General features: G+C 56.9%; 18 protein-coding genes. 9 read left to right on the top strand and 9 right to left on the bottom strand.

What is annotated here, in order from left to right; translation table 11 throughout:
* Positions 1–231 precede the first annotated feature (231 nt).
* Positions 232–1140, bottom strand: coding sequence for a hypothetical protein (locus O77CONTIG1_RS06395; protein WP_156434989.1), 909 nt, complete (start codon positions 1138–1140; stop codon positions 232–234).
* Positions 1141–1616: 476 nt separating this feature from the next.
* On the opposite strand from O77CONTIG1_RS06395, the gene O77CONTIG1_RS06390 reads away from it, so the two are divergent.
* Positions 1617–2387 (top strand): PspA/IM30 family protein, encoded by a 771-nt coding sequence (locus O77CONTIG1_RS06390; protein WP_068516133.1) that lies wholly within the window; start codon positions 1617–1619, stop codon positions 2385–2387.
* A gap of 198 nt (positions 2388–2585) precedes the next feature.
* Positions 2586–2987, top strand: coding sequence for a thioredoxin (trxA, locus tag O77CONTIG1_RS06385; RefSeq protein ID WP_286132572.1), 402 nt, complete (start codon positions 2586–2588; stop codon positions 2985–2987).
* 21 nt (positions 2988–3008) lie between these two features.
* On the opposite strand, the gene O77CONTIG1_RS06380 is transcribed toward trxA, so the two are convergent.
* Positions 3009–3632, bottom strand: coding sequence for a flavin prenyltransferase UbiX (locus O77CONTIG1_RS06380; RefSeq protein ID WP_068509004.1), 624 nt, complete (start codon positions 3630–3632; stop codon positions 3009–3011).
* A gap of 323 nt (positions 3633–3955) precedes the next feature.
* On the opposite strand from O77CONTIG1_RS06380, the gene recJ reads away from it, so the two are divergent.
* On the top strand, positions 3956–7066 hold the full coding sequence (gene recJ / locus O77CONTIG1_RS06375; protein WP_197673337.1) for a single-stranded-DNA-specific exonuclease RecJ: 3111 nt from the start codon (positions 3956–3958) through the stop codon (positions 7064–7066).
* Positions 7067–7198: 132 nt separating this feature from the next.
* On the opposite strand, the gene O77CONTIG1_RS06370 is transcribed toward recJ, so the two are convergent.
* Positions 7199–7657 (bottom strand): hypothetical protein, encoded by a 459-nt coding sequence (locus O77CONTIG1_RS06370; protein WP_068509002.1) that lies wholly within the window; start codon positions 7655–7657, stop codon positions 7199–7201.
* A 164-nt stretch (positions 7658–7821) separates the two neighbouring features.
* On the opposite strand from O77CONTIG1_RS06370, the gene mnmH reads away from it, so the two are divergent.
* Positions 7822–8898: a tRNA 2-selenouridine(34) synthase MnmH gene (gene mnmH / locus O77CONTIG1_RS06365; protein WP_084782280.1), complete on the top strand. Its 1077-nt coding sequence runs from the start codon at positions 7822–7824 to the stop codon at positions 8896–8898.
* Positions 8899–9004: 106 nt separating this feature from the next.
* Positions 9005–10111, top strand: a complete 1107-nt coding sequence (locus O77CONTIG1_RS06360) for an RsmB/NOP family class I SAM-dependent RNA methyltransferase (RefSeq protein WP_197673336.1) — start codon at positions 9005–9007, stop codon at positions 10109–10111.
* 107 nt (positions 10112–10218) lie between these two features.
* Here the strand turns inward: O77CONTIG1_RS06360 and glmS are convergent, their stop codons facing one another.
* Together glmS and psaC are read right to left on the bottom strand one after the other, a co-directional pair.
* A complete protein-coding gene (gene glmS, locus O77CONTIG1_RS06355) occupies positions 10219–12120 on the bottom strand; it encodes a glutamine--fructose-6-phosphate transaminase (isomerizing) (protein ID WP_068509000.1) in 1902 nt (633 codons plus the stop codon).
* Between the two features lie 420 nt (positions 12121–12540).
* A complete protein-coding gene (gene psaC / locus O77CONTIG1_RS06350; RefSeq protein ID WP_012307203.1) occupies positions 12541–12786 on the bottom strand; it encodes a photosystem I iron-sulfur center protein PsaC in 246 nt (81 codons plus the stop codon).
* 432 nt (positions 12787–13218) lie between these two features.
* Between psaC and O77CONTIG1_RS06345 the strand changes: the two genes are divergently transcribed.
* Positions 13219–13548 (top strand): BON domain-containing protein, encoded by a 330-nt coding sequence (locus O77CONTIG1_RS06345; RefSeq protein WP_068508997.1) that lies wholly within the window; start codon positions 13219–13221, stop codon positions 13546–13548.
* Positions 13549–14300: 752 nt separating this feature from the next.
* Complete coding sequence (gene rsgA / locus O77CONTIG1_RS06340; protein WP_286132570.1) at positions 14301–15401, top strand: ribosome small subunit-dependent GTPase A; 1101 nt, start codon at positions 14301–14303, stop codon at positions 15399–15401.
* A 138-nt stretch (positions 15402–15539) separates the two neighbouring features.
* On the opposite strand, the gene rfbB is transcribed toward rsgA, so the two are convergent.
* The 4 genes from rfbB to rfbC all read right to left on the bottom strand — a co-directional run bounded on the left by rfbB (position 15540) and on the right by rfbC (position 19335).
* Positions 15540–16637, bottom strand: coding sequence for a dTDP-glucose 4,6-dehydratase (rfbB, locus tag O77CONTIG1_RS06335; protein ID WP_068508996.1), 1098 nt, complete (start codon positions 16635–16637; stop codon positions 15540–15542).
* Positions 16638–16761: 124 nt separating this feature from the next.
* Positions 16762–17835: a glucose-1-phosphate thymidylyltransferase gene (locus tag O77CONTIG1_RS06330; protein WP_068508994.1), complete on the bottom strand. Its 1074-nt coding sequence runs from the start codon at positions 17833–17835 to the stop codon at positions 16762–16764.
* A 28-nt stretch (positions 17836–17863) separates the two neighbouring features.
* Positions 17864–18793: a dTDP-4-dehydrorhamnose reductase gene (gene rfbD / locus O77CONTIG1_RS06325; RefSeq protein WP_068508992.1), complete on the bottom strand. Its 930-nt coding sequence runs from the start codon at positions 18791–18793 to the stop codon at positions 17864–17866.
* Positions 18790–19335 (bottom strand): dTDP-4-dehydrorhamnose 3,5-epimerase, encoded by a 546-nt coding sequence (gene rfbC / locus O77CONTIG1_RS06320; protein ID WP_068508990.1) that lies wholly within the window; start codon positions 19333–19335, stop codon positions 18790–18792. Before rfbC ends, rfbD begins: the two co-directional genes overlap by 4 nt.
* 398 nt (positions 19336–19733) lie before the next feature.
* Between rfbC and O77CONTIG1_RS06315 the strand changes: the two genes are divergently transcribed.
* Both O77CONTIG1_RS06315 and O77CONTIG1_RS25395 read left to right on the top strand, forming a co-directional pair.
* Complete coding sequence (locus tag O77CONTIG1_RS06315) at positions 19734–21602, top strand: polysaccharide deacetylase family protein (RefSeq protein ID WP_225894701.1); 1869 nt, start codon at positions 19734–19736, stop codon at positions 21600–21602.
* A gap of 31 nt (positions 21603–21633) precedes the next feature.
* Positions 21634–22545, top strand: coding sequence for a D-alanyl-D-alanine carboxypeptidase family protein (locus tag O77CONTIG1_RS25395; RefSeq protein WP_197673335.1), 912 nt, complete (start codon positions 21634–21636; stop codon positions 22543–22545).
* Positions 22546–22678 lie beyond the last annotated feature (133 nt).

The following is a 22678-nucleotide window of genomic DNA, read 5'->3' as shown; positions in this document are numbered from 1 at the left end:
CGCTTATAAAAATAAGTCAACACTATAAGGGAAGTAGCGTCTACCCAACAGCAAAGCCCTTAGAAAGGCTTATCGAGCAGAACAGCCAGGTCGCGTTGAGGAACTTCTATTTCTGAGAACGAATCTTAACTAAATTTAACTTAATTTTTGAAGTTCAGACAACTTGAGTCGCAGGATTCTGAATCTAGCCAGCTTAGATATGGCGACTTGGCTCGGATCTGTCACCAGTTGCTAGCGCGATAAGCGCGGGCGATGCCAACGAACAATCATTCCGCCGAGCGCTGCCAACCCCAAGAGTATGCCGGGTTCTGGTGTGGTCTGGGGCGTTCCGCCATGCAACACAAAGTTAAGGTCGGGTGAGGAGCCATCCCAACTGTTGTTTACCGCTTTAAACGTGGTGAGGTTGGTGGCTGGATTATAAGAAAAATTGTCCAGGATGGTGTAGCCCGGCTGGATGCCTCGAAACTCTAGCTGACCGGGGTTGGTGCCTTGGGTTGACCAGTTGCCGGGAATGGCGATCGCCAGTTCATAGTCTGGCGGAATCAGCCCAGTATTGGAGCCACCGCCCAGAAACTCCAGATCCCAGGCATCTCCGTCAAAGGAGCGCACCAGCCAGCTTTCGTCAAAGCCCTCACCGGGAGCCGTCGCAACGGGGGTGTCGTAGCGAATCTCAAAGCTGCCTGGGCCGCCGCTCGACACGATGAAATGGGTGAACACATTGCCAGACTGAGTAACGCTGGCGATGCTATTGCTACCCGATGGCAGACCCACAAAATTTTGGACGTTGGTTTTTAGCTGAGTATCGAGTGTAATCAGGTTGCCACGCTGAGCATCGGTCTCGTAGGTAATGCGGTAGGACGCAAGCGCATCGGCAAAGTCGGGCTGGCTGAAACTGAGGTCATAGGCAGACTGGCGCGAGTTGAAGCTGAAGGCCGCGGCAGTTTCCACACCAGCACCGAAGGCGAGGGCGATCGCCCCCATAGAACCCAGCACTACACCTAGCACGCCAGATCGAAGGGCAGCGTTTGGAAGCGCAGATAAAAGGTGATCCAAAGCGTGGGGCGATCGCTCGTCGAGCCTTCGCTCGTCGAGCCTTAAAGAACCTGACTCAGAGGCATCTACGGCGTAAGTTCTACACATATGGTTCTACACACCTACACACTATGAGCGTATGGAAAATTTTGTGGAGAAGTTCAGTGACGCGATTCTTAAAGAGGGCAAAGTAAAATCGCCCGGTTCAGACCTTGCAGCGAAATGAACGGCAGCGAAATGAACGGACTTGAACCAGTAGATAACCAGACTCCATCCAGAGTCTACAACCATGCTAATACAGCATTTTCTTGTGAGGTGAGGTTCTTGTGAGGTGAGGCGCAGGCAGCCCCCCCAGGGCAAGGGCTTCTTGACCATCTGTGTGCCTCACTAGCTGCAAAAACGCCGTATCCCGATATTGCACTAAATCTTTTGACCCGAAGACTTAAGAAAACCAAATTTAAGCATTTCTTAATTTAAGCATTTCTTATACCTACTGATTTCCCCCAGGCGAGGTTTTACCCTGTCATCTGTGCTGAAGTAATGCCTAAAATAAGGTGGAACTGCCGCAAAGGGAAAAGATTCTCATGGGACTGTTTGATCGTGTAAGCCGGGTGGTGCGAGCCAACCTCAACGCCGCCGTTAGCTCTGCCGAAGACCCCGAAAAGATTCTGGATCAGGCGCTGATCGACATGCAGGAAGACCTGATCCAAATGCGTCAGGCGGTGGCCAGCGCGATCGCCAGCCAAAAGCGAATGCAGCAGCAATACAACCAGGCGCAGACCGAAGCGAACAACTGGCAGCAGCGGGCCCAATTGGCGCTGCAAAAAGGCGACGAAAGCCTTGCCCGCGAAGCGCTAAACCGCAAGAAAGTGCAGCTTGACACCTCAGCCGCGCTAAAGACCCAGCTTGATCAGCAGAGCGCCACGGTTGACACGCTCAAGCGCAACCTGATCGCCCTAGAAGGCAAGATCGCCGAAGCCAAAACCAAAAAAGACATGCTCAAGGCGCGGGCCAGCGCCGCCAAAGCCAACGAGCAACTGCAAAACACCGTCGGCAAGCTGGGCACCAGCACCGCAATGGGTGCATTTGAGCGGATGGAAGAAAAGGTGCTGCAAATGGAAGCCCGCTCCCAGGCTGCTGCCGAGCTAGCCGGAACCGACCTGGAAATGCAGTTTGCTCAGCTAGAGTCGAGTACAGACGTGGATGCTGAACTGGAAGCCATGAAGGCACAACTGATCGGCGGCGCGTCGCCCGCTCAGAGCCAACTGCCTGCGTCTGCCCCCAGCACCACCACAACCGATGCTTCGGTGGATGCCGAGCTAGAGCAACTGAAAACCCAGCTTGACCAGCTTTAACGGACTGGGTTGGGCGATTTTCAGCAAAATGCAGCGTTAATGCGTCAGCAGAGATGCTGTAGGCAAAATCCAAGGCAAAATTTAAGGCGAGATGATGCGGGAGTATTCTTCAGGCTCATCTCGCTTTTTAACGACAACTTCGGCAGAGTTTTGTGAGTTTTACGCGGCTGCTGGGGGTTCTACCCGGTGTATGGCACGATGGATAAGTGCCTGTCCTGCGGCAATCAACCCAAACACTTTAGCAAGCTGATTAGACATTTTATGAGTAGCAGTGTGGTGGTCATTTCTGACGCTGAGTTTGAAACGACCGTTCTGCAAACCGACCAGCCCGTGCTGGTGTATTTTTGGGCCCCCTGGTGTGGGCCCTGTCGCCTGATGTCGCCAATGATGGAGTCGGTAGCCAGTCAGTATGGCGATCGCCTCAAAATTGTCAAAATGGAAGTCGATGCCAATCCCGAAGCGGTCGCCCGCTACAAGGTAGAAGGCGTGCCCGCCCTGATTCTGTTTCGAGCAGGACAGCCCGTGGAGGCGATCGAGGGTGTGGTTAACAAGCAGCGGATTGAGGGCTTTTTGGACGCGCATTTGCCTCAGCCTGCGTAGGCTTGCCCCACCTCCCGACCCCTAATGTCCCTCCCAGCGCTGGAGCGGTACACAGTCAATGCCAAACTGATCCAGTGCCCGCGCCACGACAAAATCTACCAAATCTTCTACCGTCTGCGGGTGGTGATACCAGGCCGGAATCGCTGGCACAATCTGCGCTCCAGCTTCGGCCAGGGTCGTGAGGTTCCGGAGATGAATTAGGCTAAAGGGCGTTTCGCGGGGTACAATTACTAGTTTACGCCCTTCCTTCAGCTGCACATCTGCGGCCCGCTCCAGCAGGTCAGAGCTGAGGCCCGCCGCCAGTTTGCCCACGGTACTCATGCTGCACGGCATTACCAGCATCCCCGCCGTGCGAAAGGAGCCGCTGGCAATATTGGCTCCCACATCCCCCCAGGGATGACAGCGCAATTTGCCCCCCTGTTCTACGCTCGCCTGCTGCCGCCAAAACTCCTCCTGCTGGGCAGGTTCCGCAGGCATCCGAATGCCCAGTTCTGCCTGCCACACCATATAGGTCGATTTGGACGCAACCAGTTCGACGGCATAATCTGCCTGAAGCAAAAACTTGAGCGATCGCACGGCATAGATCAGCCCAGATGCGCCCGTGACACCGAGAATTAGGGGAAGAGAGGAAGTTTGAGATTGCAAGAGGCTCAAGGAGAAGGGGAAAAACAGCTTGATCAACCATTCTCTTCTTAATTATCACCTCTGGGTTTTGGGACGCAGAAAGATGCGATCGCCCTCAATCGCCGCATCAGCACCCCTGGCAACCTTCCAGAATCAAAAATCAGTCCATTTCAGATCATAGGGTTGTACCCTTGGGATAAAGATGAGGTGCAGGGAGAGCGATCGCCCCCCCGCAATTCCCCCTTCCCTCTTCGTTCTCCCCTCTTCGTTCTTCCCTCTTCGTTCTTCCCTCTTCGTTCTTCCCTCTTCGTTCTTCCCTCTTCGTTCTTCCCTCTTCCCCCACCGTGTCCTCCCCCTCCCCCCTCCATTCCCGCTCCCACCGCATTCCCAGCCAGCGCTGGCAAATTGCGGATGCCGATCCGGAGCGGGCGGCGCGGCTGGCGGCAGTGGCCGACCTCAGCCCCGTGCTGGGGCAAGTCTTGTTGAATCGGGATATCGACACGCCCGATCAGGCGCAGGTATTTCTCAATCCAGAACTGATGCAGTTGGCCTCGCCAATGGACGAGTTTCCTGACCTGGCAGAGGCGGTGAGCATTTTGCAGGAGGCGATCGCCCGACAGCAGCGAATCGCCATCTGCGGCGACTACGATGCCGACGGCATGACCAGCACGGCGCTATTGTTGCGGGCGCTGCGATCGCTCGGTGGGCGCGTCCAGTCAGAAATTCCCAGCCGCATGAAAGAGGGCTACGGCATCAACCATCGCATCGTCGAAGACTTTCATGCCCAGGGCGTGCGGGTGATTTTAACTGTAGACAACGGCATCGCGGCGGCGGGGCCCATTGGCTTTGCCCGCGATCTGGGAATGCGCGTCATCGTCACCGATCACCACGACATTCCGCCAGAACTCCCCCCCGCCCATGCTATTCTCAACCCCAAATTAATCGCCGAAAGTTCGCCCTATCGAGGGCTGGCCGGCGTGGGCGTGGCTTACATCCTAGCGATCTCATTGGCGCAAGCGCTAGGGCAAACCCAGGATCTTACCGGGCCACTGCTGGAGCTATTTACCCTGGGCACAATCGCCGATCTAGCGCCCTTAACGGGGGTAAATCGGCGCTGGCTGCAACGGGGGCTGCGGCGACTACCCAAGTCGCAATTGGCAGGCGTACAGGCTTTGATCCAGGTGGCTGGCGTGAATCCAGAGCAGGACGCGCTGAAGCCAGAAGCCATTGGGTTTCGTCTGGGGCCGCGGATCAACGCCGTGGGGCGTATTGCCGACCCAAATATCGTCATCGACCTACTGACGACAGACGATCCGGGCGTGGCGCTGGAGCGAGCGATGCAGTGCGAAGAAGTAAACCAACTGCGGCAGCGGTTGTGCGAACTGATCGAACAGGAGGCGATCGCCCTTGCCGAGGCCTACGCGCCAAACCTGCAAAACGACCGCGTACTGCTGCTGGTGAAGGACGGCTGGCATCATGGGGTGATTGGCATCGTCGCATCGCGGCTGGTGGAGCGCTACGGCGTGCCCGTGTTCATTGGCACTTATGAAGAAGGCGACTCGACGCGGATTCGCGGCTCGGCGCGGGGCATCCCCGAATTCAACGTGTTCGACGCGCTGCAATGCTGCGCCGATATCCTCGACAAGTTTGGCGGACACCGGGCGGCCGGCGGTTTTTCCCTGGCCACAGAGAACTTGGAGGACGTGCGATCGCGCCTGCGAATCTTCGCCAACATGCACCTGCAACCCCAGCACCTGCGCCCGCTGATCGAAGTCGATGCCCAGGCCAACCTGCGCGACCTCACCCTCGACCTGTATCAGCAGATTGATCGGCTCCACCCTTGCGGCATCGGCAACCCCGACCCCGTATTTTGGACTCCCAATGTCCGCGTTGTAGAACAGCAGGTGATCGGCAAAGACCGCTCCCATCTGCGCGTCGTTGTGTCCCAGGACGATGACGAGTCCGGCATGAAGGCGATCGCCTGGCGTTGGGGCGAATATTGCCCCCTACCCAGTCCCATTGACATCGCCTACCGCCTCCGCCTCAACGAGTGGAACGGTCAGGTCAATGTCGAGCTAGAACTCATCGGCATCCGTCTTCCTGGCGGCGTTCCCATCCCAGATTTGCCAGCCCCTCCGCCTAACTCGGCCGAACCCCAGCCCAGCCCACTCTCCCCTCCTGCTGGACTCGCCTTCCCCTTCAACAACCGCACCTACACCTGCCACATCACCACCGTAGAGGGCCAGCGGGAACTGCACATCTACAATCCTGAAGGGCAGCTTTTGGCCACTCGCCCCAAAGAAACCTGGGGATTTTTGGGCAAGAGCCGTGCCGAGGCTCAACCTGTGGATGTCTCCCAGCCGCACTATTTCAACCTGATTCGCGCCGCCCTCAACGCGCTGGAAATCGCGGAAAAGACCGATCTGCTTAAAAAAAAAGATCGACTCCTAGCTGAAAAAGACCAGCACATCAACGCGCTCACCCAGCAGCTTGCCCATTTGCAGCAGCAGTTAGACCGTCTCTCCGCCGAACAGCCGCAGACTCCGCGCTCCCAGACCGAGGCCGAACCGGATCACGCCGAAAATCAACTGCGCCGACCAGCCACCATCCCACAACCGCAAGCCCAAATCGACACAATGATCGACACAATGCAGGATGCGGTCTCGGCGGAATTTGCGTTGGAATCTGCATTACCGAATCAGCAGGCGGGTTCTGCAAGCCCAACGCCCAGCGCCCCAGTCTTTCCTCAACCTGCTTTCCCCAAACCTGCATTTCCCAAAAACATAAAAGCGCACCTTGGCAAGAAAGTCTGGTATTGCCTCAATGCCCAAAGCCAGCAGGACTTACAAACGGCTCAACGGCTGATGGGCGAGTCTGGGGGAGAAACGGACGCTGCCGCAGCGGATTATGCCGATTATGCTGCTGCCGATTATGCTGCCGTGGGGCGATCGCTCTGTGCGGTTGTGCTGCGGGAAGTCGTCGAGCCGTTTATCGCCGCGCTGGGTGAATATTGGCTAGAGCAGACAGGCGACACGCAGCTTGGCGACCTTTCGCTCGATCCAGAGGAGTTCAAAACGCCCAACGCCCTGCATATTTTGGCGATGCTCCTTGCGCCCACTTGGCAAGCCATTCGAGAATCCGCGCTGAAGATGCCGCTGGAACCCGCCGCTGTGGATCTCTACGTCTCAGCAGGCAACCCCGACGACGAAGCCGCAGCGGATGCCCGCTATCAGGTTACGGAGTTTCTGCAAACCTGGGAGCATCCGCTGGCAGGCTGGATGCAACGCGACCCCACGGCCGCCGCGAGTCTGTTGGCGCAGGTCGGTCAGTTAGCTCATGGCACGCTTGAGCAAGGGCGATCGCGCTATGCCTGGCAAATCAGCCTATTGCAGCAAAAGATTTTAGGACAGTCCTCTGAATCGGGGCTATTGCAATCGATCTATGGCGGCCTGTAGCGAGTTGGCGATCAAGCAAGTGTAATCTGCTAGCGATTCCCGATTTTAGATTTGTGATTTTGTTTGGATTGCCAGTCAAGTGTCTGTAAGGCTTTCAGCAATTTTCTATAAAATTGCTAGCAAATTGCCAGCTTAAATCGCCAGCGCCGTTTTGAGCTTCGCCAGCGTAGCAGCTTCCTCAGGGCTAATCTTGTTAGCTCCAGAGCCAAACAGACCGCTGCCAGCGGCTTCGGCCACATGGGTTGCGGCGCTGTAGATAAACTGTTTGTACTCAGCGATTTCGGCAGGAGTGGCTTTGGATTCTAGCGTCGTCAGAGCGTCGTTCACTGCGGCGATCGCCATGTCTACCGCATTGTCGGGCGTTACGTCTTTAGGCGTTTCGGGCTTGAAGGTCTTCAGCGCTTCTTCGGTAAACACACCCTGGATAATCGAGTTTGTTGGGTACTTGGCGGCTGCACCCACGACTTCCTTTGCTAGAGCCGCCGCTTCGATTGCTGTAGACACGATTCCCATATCGGCGATCGCCACTGCCATGCCGCTCATGGTCACCGCCTTGAGAATCGCCGCACCTTCCTCAGGAGAAAACGACATATAAAAGCTCCGATAAAATTGCTTAAGAACTCCGGCATAATACCACTTCCAATCTGGTTTGGAAGTATGGCAGGCATCTGGACAAAATGCCAGGTATTCTCTGGATTTTGCGACTCTTTTTGCTCCCCCTTCAGGTTTCTTCTGGCTCCCTTTGAGCTGTATTCATGACCCAAGCGCTTGCTCTATCCGATTTTCTGGCTGTGCCCGGAGTGCTGCTCGATGTCCGTAGCCCGGCCGAGTTTGCCCAGGGACACATTCCCGGCGCAATCAGCTTTCCGCTGTTTACCGATGACGAGCGGGCGCAGGTGGGGATTTGCTACAAGCAGCAGGGGCGCGATGCTGCCGTGGAACTGGGCTTTGCCCTGGCGGGGCCAAAGTTTGCTGGGTTTATTGCCCAGGCGCGATCGCTCGCCGGAAGTGGCCCGGTGCGGCTGCACTGCTGGCGCGGCGGAATGCGGAGTGAAGCCGTGGCCTGGGTGCTGGGCATGGGGGGGCTGTCCGTGAAGACGCTGGTGGGCGGCTACAAAACCTTTCGGCGGTGGGCGCTGACGGTTCCCGCATGGATGCGGCCAATCTGGATTCTGGGCGGCATGACCGGCACAGGCAAGACGGCCGTGCTGCACGCGCTGGCGGAACGCGGCGAACAAGTGCTGGATTTGGAGGCGATCGCCCACCACCGGGGCAGCAGTTTCGGCATGTTGGGACAGCCGCCCCAGCCCACCAATGAGCAATTTGAAAACGAGATTGCTGTGCGCTGGGCGGCGTTTGACCCCACACGCCCCGTGTGGATCGAAGCCGAAAGCAAGCGCATTGGACTCTGCCGAGTGCCGGAGGCGCTGTTTCGCCAGATGGATCGGGCAGCCGTGCTGGAGTTGGTGCGCCCCAAAGCAGAGCGGCTGGAAATTTTGGTCAGAGACTATGGCGATTTTTCTACCAACGACCTGATCGCCGCCACCGAGCGCATCCGCAAGCGCCTGGGCGGACTACGAACTCAAGAGGCGATCGCCCTCTTGCAAGCGCGGCGGCTCCCCGAAGCCTTCGACCTGCTGCTCACCTACTACGACAAAACCTACACCTACGACCTGACGCGCCGTTCCGTTCCTCGCTATCCCATTGATGTAGCTGGCTGTTCGGCAGATGAATGTGGCGATCGCCTCCTGACCTTCGCCCGCACCCTACCCGCTACGGTTTTGGATGATCCGTCTGCTGTTGCCAACCTCGCTGTGACTCCCAATGCTTAATTTTGGATTGGGGATTTCGGATTGGGGATTTTGGTTGGCATGTCGTCAGGATTGTCGGTTCTCCGAATAGGTTCTCCTACAAATAAAATTGCCAGAAGCCCTGAAAATGCCCAACCCAAAAATCCAAAATCTAAAATCCAAACTAAAATCCAAAATCGACACCGTGGAAAAGCCCTCAAACCTTCTGCTCAAGCTCAGCCGCCAGTTATTTGATGATCCGCTGGAGCAGGGGCGCTTTGTCACTGCGCTAACGCAGCCGCAGCCGTTTCACCCGTGCATTCTCTGGTGTCGCCCGCGGCCGGAGGCCTTGCCGTTTGCGATCGCCCCCACCGTGTCCTGGCAGCCTGCCCTGGTCGATCGACTGGCGCTGGGAGAGCGGCCGGGCGCTCATCCGTGGCACGAGGCGGGGTATTTCTACTGCCTGGATTTTTCGTCGGTGTTCGCTATTTTCCCCATCACGCTGCTGAGGGAGCAGGCAGGTGGGCCGCCCCAGGTCATCATCGACCTCTGCGCTTCCCCTGGCGGCAAGGGCATCTTTGCAGGCACAACGCTGCAACCCGCACTCTTGCTGAGCAACGAAACCATCGGCAAGCGCATGGGGGCCCTGGTGTCGAACCTGCGGCGATGTTTTACCCCCGCCGAAAACACTGCGCCGCAGCGAGTGGCCGCCGTCAGCCTGGATTCGCAAGCGCTCGCCGAAGCAATGCCCCAGGCGGCGGATCTGGTCATCGTCGATGCGCCCTGCACGGGGCAGTCGCTCCTGGCAAAGGGCGAAACCGCACCGGGCTGCTTCCATCCGGTTTCCATCAACAAAAATGCCAATCGGCAAAAGCGGATTCTGGCAAATGCAGCGCGGCTAGTCGCCCCCGGTGGACACCTTGCCTACATGACCTGCGCCTATTCTCCCGCCGAAAATGAGGGCGTGATGGACTGGTTACTGGAACGGTTTCCCCAGTTTGCGCCTGTGTCAGTGCCCCCGCTGGCGGCGTTTCAGTCGTGCCTGGCGGAGGTGCCCTGCTACCGCATGTTTCCTCAAGGCGGGCTGGGGGCGGGCGCGTTTACGGTGCTGCTGCAAAACCAGGGGACAGGCGTGGCAAGGGAGATTGGGGAAGCGGGTTGGGCGGAATTTTGGGGGCGATCGCGCCAGCGTTGCGGAGCAATATCGCGCCCCGTCTGGATTCGAGACAGGCCTGACCATTCGCCGCTGAGTTAGCGCAAACGCAGACGCAGGAGTCGCTGTTAAGTCGCCGTTAAGTCGCCGTTAAGTCGCCGTGAAATGACGCTCCGGTTCCAGGCTCTGAGCCGTGACGCTTTCCGTGACTATTCCACGGTCACCGACTTGGCCAAGTTGCGCGGTTGGTCTACGTCCAGCCCCCGGCGGGCAGCAATGTGATAGGCGAGAAATTGCAGTGGAATCACCGTCAGCAGCGGCGATAGCAGTTCATCCACTTCCGGTACAGGCAGCAGGTCGTTAAACACTTCGGCGGCGTGCGGATCGCTGGGCGGCATCACGCCGATCAGTCGGGCATCGCGGGCCTTGGCTTCCTGCGCGTTAGACAGCACTTTTTCGTAAACGCTTCCAGGCATGGCGATCGCCACCACGGGCACTTTTTCATCCAGCAGGGCGATCGGGCCGTGCTTCATCTCGCCAGCGGGATAGCCCTCCGCATGGATGTAGCTAATTTCCTTCAGCTTTAGTGCGCCTTCTAGGGCGATTGGGAAATTAATGCCGCGCCCCAAAAAGATAAAGTCCTGCGTTTCCACAAACTCATGGGCCAGTTCCTCGATCCGCTTTTCCTGGGTTTCCAGCAGCGCCTCTAGCTGGGCAGGTAGTTGCCAGAGTTGTTTTAGCAACTCCTCCAGTCGCGTCAGGGAAACGGTCTGGCGGCGATAGGCCAGATCCAGCGACAGGCAGTAAAACGCCATCAATTGTGCAATAAAGGTTTTTGTGGCGGCGACCCCGATCTCGATTCCGGCGTGGGTATCGATGACGCTATCGACCAGGCGCGTGAGGGTGCTTTGCAGGCGGTTGGTAATGCCCAGCAAGCGCGGCTGGTAGGCTTCGGACAAACTGGCGCGACGGTCTTTTTCGCTGTGGATAGCAGAAAGTGTGTCGGCGGTTTCGCCAGATTGCGTCACACCGATCAGCAGCGTATTGGGTGTCAGCGGCGGCAGGGCATAGCGAAATTCTGAGGCGTAGTGAACCTGGCTGGGGACCTGCGCCAGTTGCTCAAGCAGGTGCTTGCCGACGAGGCTGGCGTGCCAACTGGTGCCGCAAGCGACGATGTGAATCTGCTCCAGGTCAGTATAGAGATCGTCCGGCAAGCCGAGGTTAATCGGATTAGTGCTGCTGGCGGCCGTCCACGCGCTGTTGACATAGGATTCCAAACAGGTTCGCACGACGCTGGGCTGCTCGTAGATCTCCTTGAGCATGAAGTGCTTGAAGCCCTGCTTTTCGGTGGTGAGGGCGGTGCTGGCCAGACGATGGGGATGCTTTTTGAGGCGATCGCCCGCGAAGGTATACACCTCCACCCCCAGTGGCGACAGGGTTGCCATTTCGCCATTTTCCAGCGGCACGACGGCATGGGTATAGGGCAAAATCGCAGGCACATCCGACGCGCAGAAAAACTCGCCCTGCCCAAACCCCAGCACCAGCGGAGCCTGCTGTCGCGCCACCACAATCTCATCCGCATAGTCTGCTGCCAAAACCACAATGGCAAACGCGCCCTCTAGTTGCTGCACCACGCGCCGCACGGCTTCTGTCAGCGGAGAATACAGTCTTTCTGCTTCGCCGCTCTGCCGCATCGTTTGCAGGCACTCGGCAATCAGGTTAGGAATCACTTCCGTATCGGTTTCGGTGACGAATTCATAGCCGCGCTGCTTCAGTTCTTCGCGCAGTTCGCGGTAGTTCTCAATGATGCCGTTTTGCACCACTGCCACTTGCCCTGCCATGTCGAAATGGGGATGGGCGTTGTGTTCTTCGGGCTTGCCGTGGGTGGCCCAGCGGGTGTGCCCAATGCCGACGAATCCTGGCAATTCTTCGCCCTCCAGCTTGGACTGGAGGTTAAATAGTTTCCCTTTGGCCCGCACGCGATGCAGCTTCCCTTCCCACACGGTGGCAATGCCGGCCGAATCATAGCCCCGATACTCCAGCTTTCGGAGTCCTTCCAGGAGAATGCCGCTGGCTGTCTGCGTCCCGATATAGCCCACAATTCCGCACATGGTTTTTGGTCTCCTGGCTTGTCCGAACGTGTTTGGGGTTGCCCATGCTCATAATGCTCAATCTAGTTTAGGAGAAAGTGCAGCTAGGGATGCAGCGCTGGTCATAATCGCTTGACCGGCGATCGCGCTAGGAGCCATCGGCAACAAAAACAGGAGGGCGATCGCCCTCCTGCACGTGGTTGCTATGCGTATCCAAAAACCGATGGAGCGGGCGCAATGCCCCTTAAACCACCTGCTTTAGACAAGTTTTAGACAAAACCTGATTAACTAGACAAAACCTGATTAACTAGAATCCAGCTACAGCATTTTTGAAGCTAGTGAGGCACACGGATGGTCAATAAGTCCTTGCCTCGTGAGGGCAGCATGTGCCTCACCCCGCAAGAAAATGCTGTAACAAGACTCTAGCGGAATCAGTAGAACCTAGTAAGCCAGCCCCATGCTGCGGGTGGTTTCTGCACCCAGGTAAACGCGGATGCTAAGGAAGTCAGTCGGGCAAGCCGTTTCGCAGCGCTTGCAGCCAACGCAATCTTCGGTGCGGGGCGAGGAGGCAATTTGTCCGGCTTTGCAGCCGTCCCAGGGCACCATTTCCAGAACGTCTAGCGGGCAGGCGCGGACGCACTGGGTGCAGCCGATGCAGGTGTCGTAAATTTTGACTGAATGCGACATGGATATAGAGGCTCCAAACGATCTAGCGACAGGGTTATATCAGAGTAATGCTGTTCGGGCTGTGGCAGGGCGATCGCAAAACGCTGAATCCCTTGACCAGACCGAACCATAACCTTTTGCAGTCGAAACTAGTTTACAGCAGCGCTTTTGCCAGATTCAGAAAACCCTCGAAAAACTTCAAACAACGTAATATCTCAGTTTCAAAACCAATCGTGCATATCAGAAACTCTCTACTTTCAGCAAGCCTGCTTGAACACTGAAAAACACTCCTTCAGATTGCAAAGCCTGATGGACACTGGCACAGATTATTAAATTAACCTTGCTTCCCTCCCAAAAACAGAGGACTCACCCCATAATCGACTTTGGATATTTCCAGAAGCCGTGAATTCACTTGAAATTGAACTCTTTTGAAATTTTTGAGAGGCCTAGACTATGGGTTGGCTAGATAGACTTTTCCCCGGCAGCAAGAAGCCCGCAAATGCCTCTGCTTCTCCTGCGCCCGCAGAGGTTGGCATCCCTCCCGAAAAAGTTGGGTTGGATGGTGCCTTCGATGAGAGCGGTTTGGCAAAGCGTGTGGCGCTGGCCTTCGACGAAGATCCCCAACTGGATGACCTGGGTCGCCTGTGGGTGGCGCAGTTAGGCAGCAAGGTCGTGCTGAAGGGTGAAGTGCCCAGCCAGGACTTCCTGAGCCGTGCTGTGTCGATTGCTCGTGGCGTGAATGGCGCAACGGAAGTAGACAGCAGCCAGGTCAAGGTTGGCTAGGCAGACTGCTGGTGGATTGTAGGAGTGGCGATCGCCCTCAGATCGTGACTCACAACACAGTTCCCTCCCGGAGACCTTGCTATATCTAAATCAGACGTTCCTTTCGAGAGCGCAATATCCGGGTCGGGGTAGGGTTTTGAGGTGGTTTTTCCCATCCAGAGTCCTGCTCCGTTTTCTTGAGAGGTTGTTTGAGCCTCTCTTTTGAGGTGCAGGTTTAAGCTACGTCAGCTTCGGGCGGAGTGCCGCTGAAGACCGTTGAAGCAACTATAGACCTTTTGCGTGAATCGTTGGGTGGCACCGCTGCTCAGCGTTTCACGCTCTCAGACAAAGCATTCATGAAAGCATTCATGCAAGAGATCTCATGTGAAGTGACATGAAGTTAAGTATGAAACAAGGATGTGCTGCGTATCATGCGGCGCATCCTTATTTTTTGGGATTGATTTGCTTGAATACAATCTGCTGAAATCCTGGACGGCAACTCTGTGTTGTCAGTTTGTATTACAGCGTGTTACATTGGTATAGAAGCTTAGCTTGAGCTGCATAGAAAATTTCGTTTGGAGGATGTCAGGTATGCCTGAGTCAGTATGGAATCGCACTACACAGCTTTCATACAGGCTCTAGAGGAACCCAAACTCCAAGCGATTGGATTTTCAAGCGATTGGACTTGTCCTCTGTGAGCCTCTGATGTTTTACCTCTGATGGTTTGAACCATCACTTCAACGTTCAGAATCTCAGAATCACAGAGAAATCCAATGACAACTCAATTGACACTTCCAGCCTTGGGCTGGAGCGATCGCTTTGCGCCCCACTTTTCGCCGTATCGAGCGGCGGGTTATGGGCCTGCTCGCGTGGTTCAAGAGCATCGCGGCCGCTATCAAGTTTATTGCGAAACAGGAGAATACTCGGCTGAAGTCTCCGGCAAATTTCGCCATCTGGCAACGAGTCCGCGCAGCTTTCCGGCGGTGGGCGATTGGGTGGCGCTGGCGTTCGCCTCGCCAGACGGCATCGCTTCCTCATCAGACCGTCACGCTATCATCCACGCCGTGCTGCCTCGCCAGAGCGAGTTTGTGCGGAAGGCTGCTGGCAGCAAAACCGAGGAACAGGTGATCGCGGCGAATGTAGACACCGTGTTTCTCATGACTGGGCTAGACCACGACTTTAACCTGCGGCGGGTGGAGCGCTACCTGATGTTGACGTGGGATAGCGGCGCACGGCCTGTGATCGTGCTAAATAAAGCAGATCTGTGTCCTGACTTTGGCGATCGCCTTGCTGAGCTAGAAGAGGTGGCGTTTGGCGTGCCGATCGTGGCCATCAGCGCTCTGCATAGCGAGGGCATTGATGCGCTCATCCCCTACCTGCAACCCGGACACACGGTGGCGCTGCTTGGCTCCTCTGGCGTGGGCAAATCTACGCTGACCAATAGTTTGCTAGCCCACGCTGTCCAATCCACGCAAGCCGTGCGCGCCGACGACAGCCGGGGACGACACACCACCACTGGGCGATCGCTCTGGCTGTTGCCCTCTGGCACGCTCTTGCTGGATACGCCAGGAATGCGTGAATTGCAGCCCTGGGCCACCGAAGACAGCCTCAGCCAAACCTTTGAGGATGTTGAAGCGCTGGCGACTCAGTGCCGCTTTCGCGACTGTCGGCATGATCAGGAACCGGGCTGTGCAGTGCAAGGGGCGATCGCCAGCGGAACGCTTGACCCCAAACGGCTCGCCAGCTACCAAAAGCTACAAGGCGAGCTAGCTTATCTGGAACGGCGACAAGATCAGCAAGCCCAACTCGCCGAAAAACAACGCTGGAAGCAAATTCACAAACAACTGCGAAACCATCCCAAGCTGAGGCAATAGTCCATTGAATGTGAAAAGCACCGTGTGGCAGTGCGGGAGTTCCTTACTCAGGGCAAACCCTCACCGCCACTACAGCGTTACGGCAAACCCTGCATGTTGCCTTTCTTATCTTGTTCTTTGCTGCCAGCCTAAATCATCCTAGCCCGCCTGCACGAGCCTTGCTGCGTATACCTTTTGGTAATAGTTTTGATACTCAGCCGAGAGCAGCGGCTGCCACCAGGCGGTGTTGTCCAGATACCACTGCACGGTTTTGCGGAGTCCGGTTTCCAGGGTTTCGGCGGGTTGCCAGCCCAGTTCAGACTTGATTTTGGTCGCATCGATCGCATAGCGGCGGTCATGCCCCGGACGGTCTTTCACAAAAGTAATCAGCGAACGGGGATCGGCGGGCAGGCTGGGCGCGAGTTCTGCCATCAGGTCACAGAGCTTATGCACCAGGTCGATATTTTTCACCTCATTATTGCCACCGATGTTGTAAGTTTCACCGGGCGCGGCATTGTGAATCACCGTATCCAGCGCCCGGCAGTGGTCGCCCACATACAGCCAGTCGCGCACGTTCTGCCCATCGCCATACACCGGCAGCGATCGCCCCATCAAAATGTTGATGCACATCAAGGGAATCAGCTTTTCGGGAAAATGGAACGGGCCGTAGTTGTTGGAACAGTTGGTAATCAACGTCGGCATCCCGTAGGTATGAAAATAAGCCCGCGCCAGATGGTCGCTGCCCGCTTTGGAAGCAGAATAGGGACTGTTGGGCGCGTAGGGCGTGGTTTCGCTAAACGCCGGGTCATCGGGATTGAGGCTGCCATACACCTCATCAGTCGAAACATGCAGAAATCGAAAGTGTTCGGGCTGACCCAGACCGTCCCAATAGTGCCGAAATGCCTCCAGCAGCGTGAACGTGCCGACCACATTAGTCTGCACAAACGCGCCAGGCCCCAAAATCGAGCGATCGACATGGGACTCCGCTGCCAAGTGCGCCACCGTGTCGATCGCCTCTTCTCGCAACAGTGAATCGATTAAAGGGCGATCGCAGATATTGCCCTGCACAAACCGGAAGTTTGGATTGGTCTCTAGCGGTTCTAGAGTCTTGCGGTTGCCCGCGTAGGTGAGTGCGTCTAGAACGATGAGGCGATCGCCCGGATATTTTTCCGCCCAGTGGTAGACCAGGTTTGACGCGATAAAGCCAGCACCGCCAGTGATCAGGATGCGGCGGGGAGAGCGAGGGGTAGAGGTCATAGGAGGGATGAGGGATGAGGGATGAGGGATGAGGGGAGGGATGAGGGATGAGGGGAGGGGGTGATGAGGAGCCGAGTGAGTACGTCTCATCATCGCCTTATCTCATCATTTCCTTATCAATTCACTAAGCCAGGTCGATCTGGCAATCGTCGCCAATCATAAACCGCAGGGCTTTGGGACGCTGGGGCGCAACGCGCAGGTTGGCTCGCTGTCCGATAACGCTATCCACGATGCGCTGGTGAATGCCCACGATTTTTGCCTGTTGCAGCACAACGCTGTGTTCCAGATCGGTCTCGACCAGCGTTACGCCGTCGGCAATGCTGCTGTATGGCCCGATGAAACAGTTTTCGATATGACAATTCTTGCCAATAGACACCGGCCCGCGAATGGTAGAGTTCACGATTTTGGAACCTTCGCCAATCTCAACGCGACCGGAAATCTGACTGCTCTCATCCACAGCGCCGCGAATGCTGGACTGCAAGTAATTGTCCAAAATGAGGCGGTTGGCTTCTAGCAGGTCGTCTTTTTTCCCAGTGTCGAGCCACCAGCCTTGGAGCTTAAAGGCCTCGACTTTATGATTCAGATCGATCAGCTTTTGGATGGCATCGGTAATTTCCAACTCGCCACGGGCTGAGGGCTGGATCTGGGCGATCGCCTCATGAATCTTGGGCGAAAACAGGTAAACGCCTACCAGCGCCAGGTTTGACGGGGGAACTTTGGGCTTTTCCACCAGCCGGATAATGCGTCCGTTGCTATCCACTTCTGCCACGCCAAAGGCGGTCGGGTTCGGCACTTCGCACAGCAGCGTCAGCGCGTCCAGCGTGTTGGTCTTGAACTGATCCACCAGTCCACCCAGGCAGCCTTCCACCAGGTTGTCGCCCAGGTACATGACAAACGGTGCGTCGCCCAAAAATGGCTGGGCGATTTTGACCGCATGGGCCAGACCCGCAGGCTGATCTTGCAGAATGTAGGTGATCTGTGCGCCAAACTGGCTGCCGTCGCCCGTTTTGGCTTTCACCTCTTCACCCGTTTCGGGGCTGATGATGATGCCAATTTCTGTGATGCCACAGGCGGCGATCGCCTCCAGTCCATACCAGAGAATCGGCTTGTTTGCCACAGGAACCAGTTGCTTTGCACCCGTGTAGGTCAGCGGTCGCAGGCGCGTACCTTTGCCGCCAGAGAGGACGATGGCTTTCATGGGGTTCACCAAAGGTTAGGAATGGGGGTCAGGAATGAGCGGGAACAGAAGCGTGCAGATCTACCAGCATTCGCCGCAGGCTTTGCCGCCAGTAGGGGAGGTAGTCGCCTAGCAGGGCGGCAGTCTTTTTGCCCGACAGCACGGAATAGGCAGGGCGGGGCGCGGGCAGGGGATATTCGTCGGTGGTGATGGGGACGACGCGCTGCACGGTGAGCGGATAGCCCAGGGCTTCGGCTTCTTCAAAGATGGCAACCGCAAAGTCATACCAGCTAATCACGCCCGTATTCGTAACGTGGTAGATGCCGCCGATGGGTTCTGCGGGGGGTACGGTAGATGCATTGAGGGCGCGGACGGTGAAACCTGCGATCGCCCTTGCCAGATCCGCTGCCCAGGTGGGGCTGCCGATTTGATCCATGACTACGCGCAGTTCTTCGCGGTTACTGCCCACGCGCAGCATGGTTTTCACAAAGTTCCCAGTGCCAGATACACCGTAGACCCAGGCCGTTCGCAAAATCATGTACTGATTGGGGCGATCGCCCAGTACGTCTTGAATCCCTACCTCTCCTAAATGCTTCGACTTGGCATACGCACCAACGGGATTGGGCGCATCGGTTTCGAGATAGGGCGTATTCTTCGTGCCGTCAAATACGTAATCTGTGGAAATGTGAATGAGGGATGCACCTATTTCCTTGCAGCATTCCGCCAGGATTTTTGGAGCCATGCCGTTGATGGTATTTGCCAAATCCGTTTCCTGTTCTGCTTTATCTACCGCAGTGTAGGCAGCCGCATTCACGATTACGTCCGGCCGGAGTTCGTAGATCGTTTGCTTGAGCGTGTCTGGCGCGGCGAGGTTTATACGAGTGCGATCGCACGCAATCACGTCACCAATGGGCGCGAGCGATCGCACCAGTTCTTGCCCCACCTGCCCGGTTGCGCCCGTAATCAAAATCCGGCTCATGCAAACACCTCCGCCTTGCAAAACGGCGTGCCTGCCTGGTCTTTGGCAGAGAGAATTGGTTCACCATCCAGTGGCCAGGCGATCGCCAAATCAGGGTCATTCCACAAAATGCTGCGTTCGTGCTGCGGCGCATAATAGTCTGTCGTTTTATACAGCACTTCGGCAACGTCTGACACCACCACAAACCCGTGGGCAAAACCTGGCGGAATCCAAAGCTGGCGCTTGTTCTCCGCACTCAGTTCGCAGCTTACCCACATCCCAAAGGTGCGCGATGATTTCCGCAAGTCCAGCGCCACATCGAAAATAGCGCCCACAGTAACGCGCACCAGCTTTCCCTGAGTTTGCTGAATTTGATAATGCATTCCCCGCAGCACGTTTTTGGCGGAGCGGGAATAGTTGTCCTGCACAAACCGAACGTTTAGCCCGGTTTTATCCTGAAAAACCTGCTCGTTGTAGCTCTCAAAAAAAAAGCCGCGACTGTCCCCAAACACCTTGGGTTCCAGGATCAGCACGTCGGGAATTTCGGTCGGAACGACGTTCATTCAAGCCTCTCGCATTTTACTCGGTTGCATTCGCCTAGCGCGATCGCACGCAATTGATTCAGGTGTATCTGGCTATACCCATTCATGTCACTTAGTCATGCGCGAATTACGCCAGCACAGCCCTAGAATGCCCGATGAGTTTCGATTGTTAACGAATGCAATCTAGATTCAGTAGACATACCGAAAAGCCACGAATCAGCAATTTCTGAAAAAGATTAAGAAAAAATTAGCAACAGGTGAAGCTTTGATGGATGTTGGCTAGCGCACCTAGAATCTGCTTCGCAATCCGTTACACATAGCGGCAGAGGTCTTTTTATCATTCAATCTCTATGGCGCGGTCTCGCGGGAGTGGCGGGTTCGTTGGGCTGAGGGATCGCTCCCTGGCCAGGGTTCGAGGAGTGACACGGAGATGGATTACGCGGGCGATCGCCCTACCCTTGGCGGGCAGCCTGTCGCTGGGTGGGCTGGGCGTAGGCAGCGCTGCGGAGCCGTCAGATAGGGCACTAGAGACAGAAGCGCAGCGGTTTAGAACTGAGTGCCCGGTGGATCAACTCGTTGCCCAAGCGCTAGTTGCCCAAAACACTGAAGCGAACCCAGAAGCGAATCCAAGGCATTTGGCACGTCTCAGGGCTGACTCTGCGGCTGATGCTGGGCCTTTATTCTCTAGTTTGGGTGACGTGCTGACGGCGCTGCCGCTGGCGGCTCCCTTTCCCCAAATTCACCCGCAGGTGCGGCTGGGGCGTGTGCCTGTGCTGATGTATCATGACGTGCTGCCTCGCAAGGAAGTGTTTTTTGATGTCACCCCGGCAGAGTTTGAAGCGCACCTGCGAGCGATTCGGGACAATGGGCTGACTCCGATTCATCTAGATCAACTGGTGGCGCACCTGGCCACGGGCGCACCGCTGCCACCGAAGCCCGTGCTGCTGACTTTTGACGACGGCTATTTGGGGCATTACGAATATGTCTATCCGCTGCTGAAGCAGTATGGCTATCCGGGCGTGTTTTCGATCTACACGGGCAAGGTTGAGCGCAACTATGGGCGACCGGGACTAACCTGGGCGCAATTGCGGGAGATGGCAGCCGACCCGCTGGTGGCGATCGCCGCTCACAGCGTTACCCATCCCAAAAATCTGGCCGACCTGGACGATTCCGAACTGCGCTGGGAAGTGACGGAATCCAAGCGCATTCTGGAAGAAAAGCTGGGCGTTTCGGTGAAGCACTTTGTCTATCCCGAAGGCAACTACGACGAGCGGGTAAAGGCAGCCGTGCGGCGGGCGGGCTATCGCTCGGCGCTGACGATGAGCAACCAGGTCGATCGGTTTGCCAGCGAGTCGGCGGATTTGCTGAGCATCGACCGATTGGGGCAGTCGAAACTGTCGCTGGCGATCGCCCAGGCCGATGGCGGTGCGCCATTGCCGCCACTGGGCAGCGCCTTTAACTTCACGGCTCCGGTTCGCAAGCGGCAGATCGCGCTGGATGGCGTATCGCTGGTGCTGTTTGCTGGCGGTCGCCCGGTAACGCTCCACGCCGACAGCCGCTATCAAGTGTCTGAAATTATTGCCGACACGCCCGCCGTTGCTGCGGTAGATGGCGGCTTCTTTTCGATGAAGCAGCTCGATTCCAACATCATGATCGGCCCGGTCTACAGCCAAAACACGGGGCAGTTTGTGCCAGGAAGCGCCTGGGATCTCGCCAATATCGTCGGGCGACCGCTGGTGCTGGTTAGCCCTGATGCGGTGAAATTTGTGCCTTTTGACCCGCAGCAGCACAACACGCTGGCAGGCCTTCGCAAGCTGATGCCCGACGTGACGGATGCGTTTGTCGCCGGAGCGTGGCTGGTGAAAGACGGCAAAGGGCGATCGCCCGAAACGTTCCGCGACCTGTTTGGGTTTGACGTGCCCCGCCACCGGGCATTTTGGGGCATCGACCAGGCAGGGCAACCCGTGGTGGGCGTGTCCAAGGAGCGGATCGATTCCGTGGCGCTGGGTGAATTGCTGAGTCGGGCGGGGCTGCGGGAGGTGGTGATGCTGGATTCCGGCGCGAGCGCGTCGCTGGCCTACGGAGATGAGTTGCTGGTGGACTATACGCCGCGCCCTGTGCCCCATGTGGTTGCTCTGTTTCCGCCTGTCGAAACCTGGATGGCAAAAGGCTGTGGTGAGTTTCCGACGGCCGCTGCCGAGCCGTCTTGCAATGGGCGCGATCGCTGTTTGGATGCCCTCACCGCGTTTTTACCGGGCACTGCGCCGCTGGATTCTGTTCCGCGATGATTCCTGCCCCCCATGATTCCTGGAATATGTCATGACTCAGCCTGCAACCTCCTCCTCTCAACCCACTGCTGAACCGCCCAAGCCGACTGTCTGGGTGCGCTCGCGACCACTGGGCTGGTTCTGGGGGCGATCGCCCCATGCTTTGAGGCGGTGGGTTAGGCGGTTCTGGCTGCCGCTGTTGCTGGGGCTAGGGGTTTTGCTAGGGGCATTGGGTCTGCATTCGCTGGGGAACCCCTCGGTCTGGAATCCGTTGGCGCTGCACGTTGGTCGTCTGCCTTGGTCGGAGAGCCAGACTGGTCAGACCGTGATGCAAGGGGCAGAAGGGGCGATCGCCCTTTCCACTTCAGCGAATCCTGCCAGAGATCTGACCGAAGACCGTGACGAAGGTCGGGCCCCCCGACCGCTGCCCCGCTACGGACACTTCGCCTTTGCCGAAGCCGACCCAGCCGATCTGATGGTCGTCGCCAGCTATTCCCAGGATGTAGCCCAGCGGTTTGAGCAACTGCACACCGACGCGGGGCTGGCACTGCTGAAGATGATCGACGCGGCCCGGCTGGATGGCGTGTGGATTGTGCCCGTGTCAGGCTTTCGGGATTATGAGCGGCAAACTCGCCTGTTTCGCCTGAAAACGCAGCAATACGGCTCAGCCGAAGCAGCAGCACGGGCGGTGGCTCCTCCTGGCCACAGTGAGCATCACACAGGCTACGCCGTTGACCTGTCAGACGGGCTGGCGCGGGCGATGGACATCAGCGAGGCTTTTGGCAAAACAGCGGCCTATGCGTGGCTGACGCGCCGCGCCGCCGAGTTCGGCTTTGAGCTGTCTTTTCCTGAAAACAACCCGCAGGGCGTAAACTATGAACCCTGGCACTGGCGCTACGTCGGCACACCCGAAGCGCGGCAACTGTTTGAACCACTGGCAGAGAGCATAAAGTTTGTTGAATAGTATTCACTATATTCACTAACAGTGAGTTGCTCAGGAGGTGATCTTGAAATCTCATCACCAAGCTTTTATGCCGCTTTTATGCTATCTACAATAGCGTTGCTTATTGCAAAATCTAAATTCAACCCTTGTTTGA

It is taken from the genome of Leptolyngbya sp. O-77, from assembly GCF_001548395.1.
Taxonomy (GTDB): domain Bacteria; phylum Cyanobacteriota; class Cyanobacteriia; order Elainellales; family Elainellaceae; genus Thermoleptolyngbya.
This window is presented reverse-complemented; position numbering and strand designations above follow the sequence as displayed.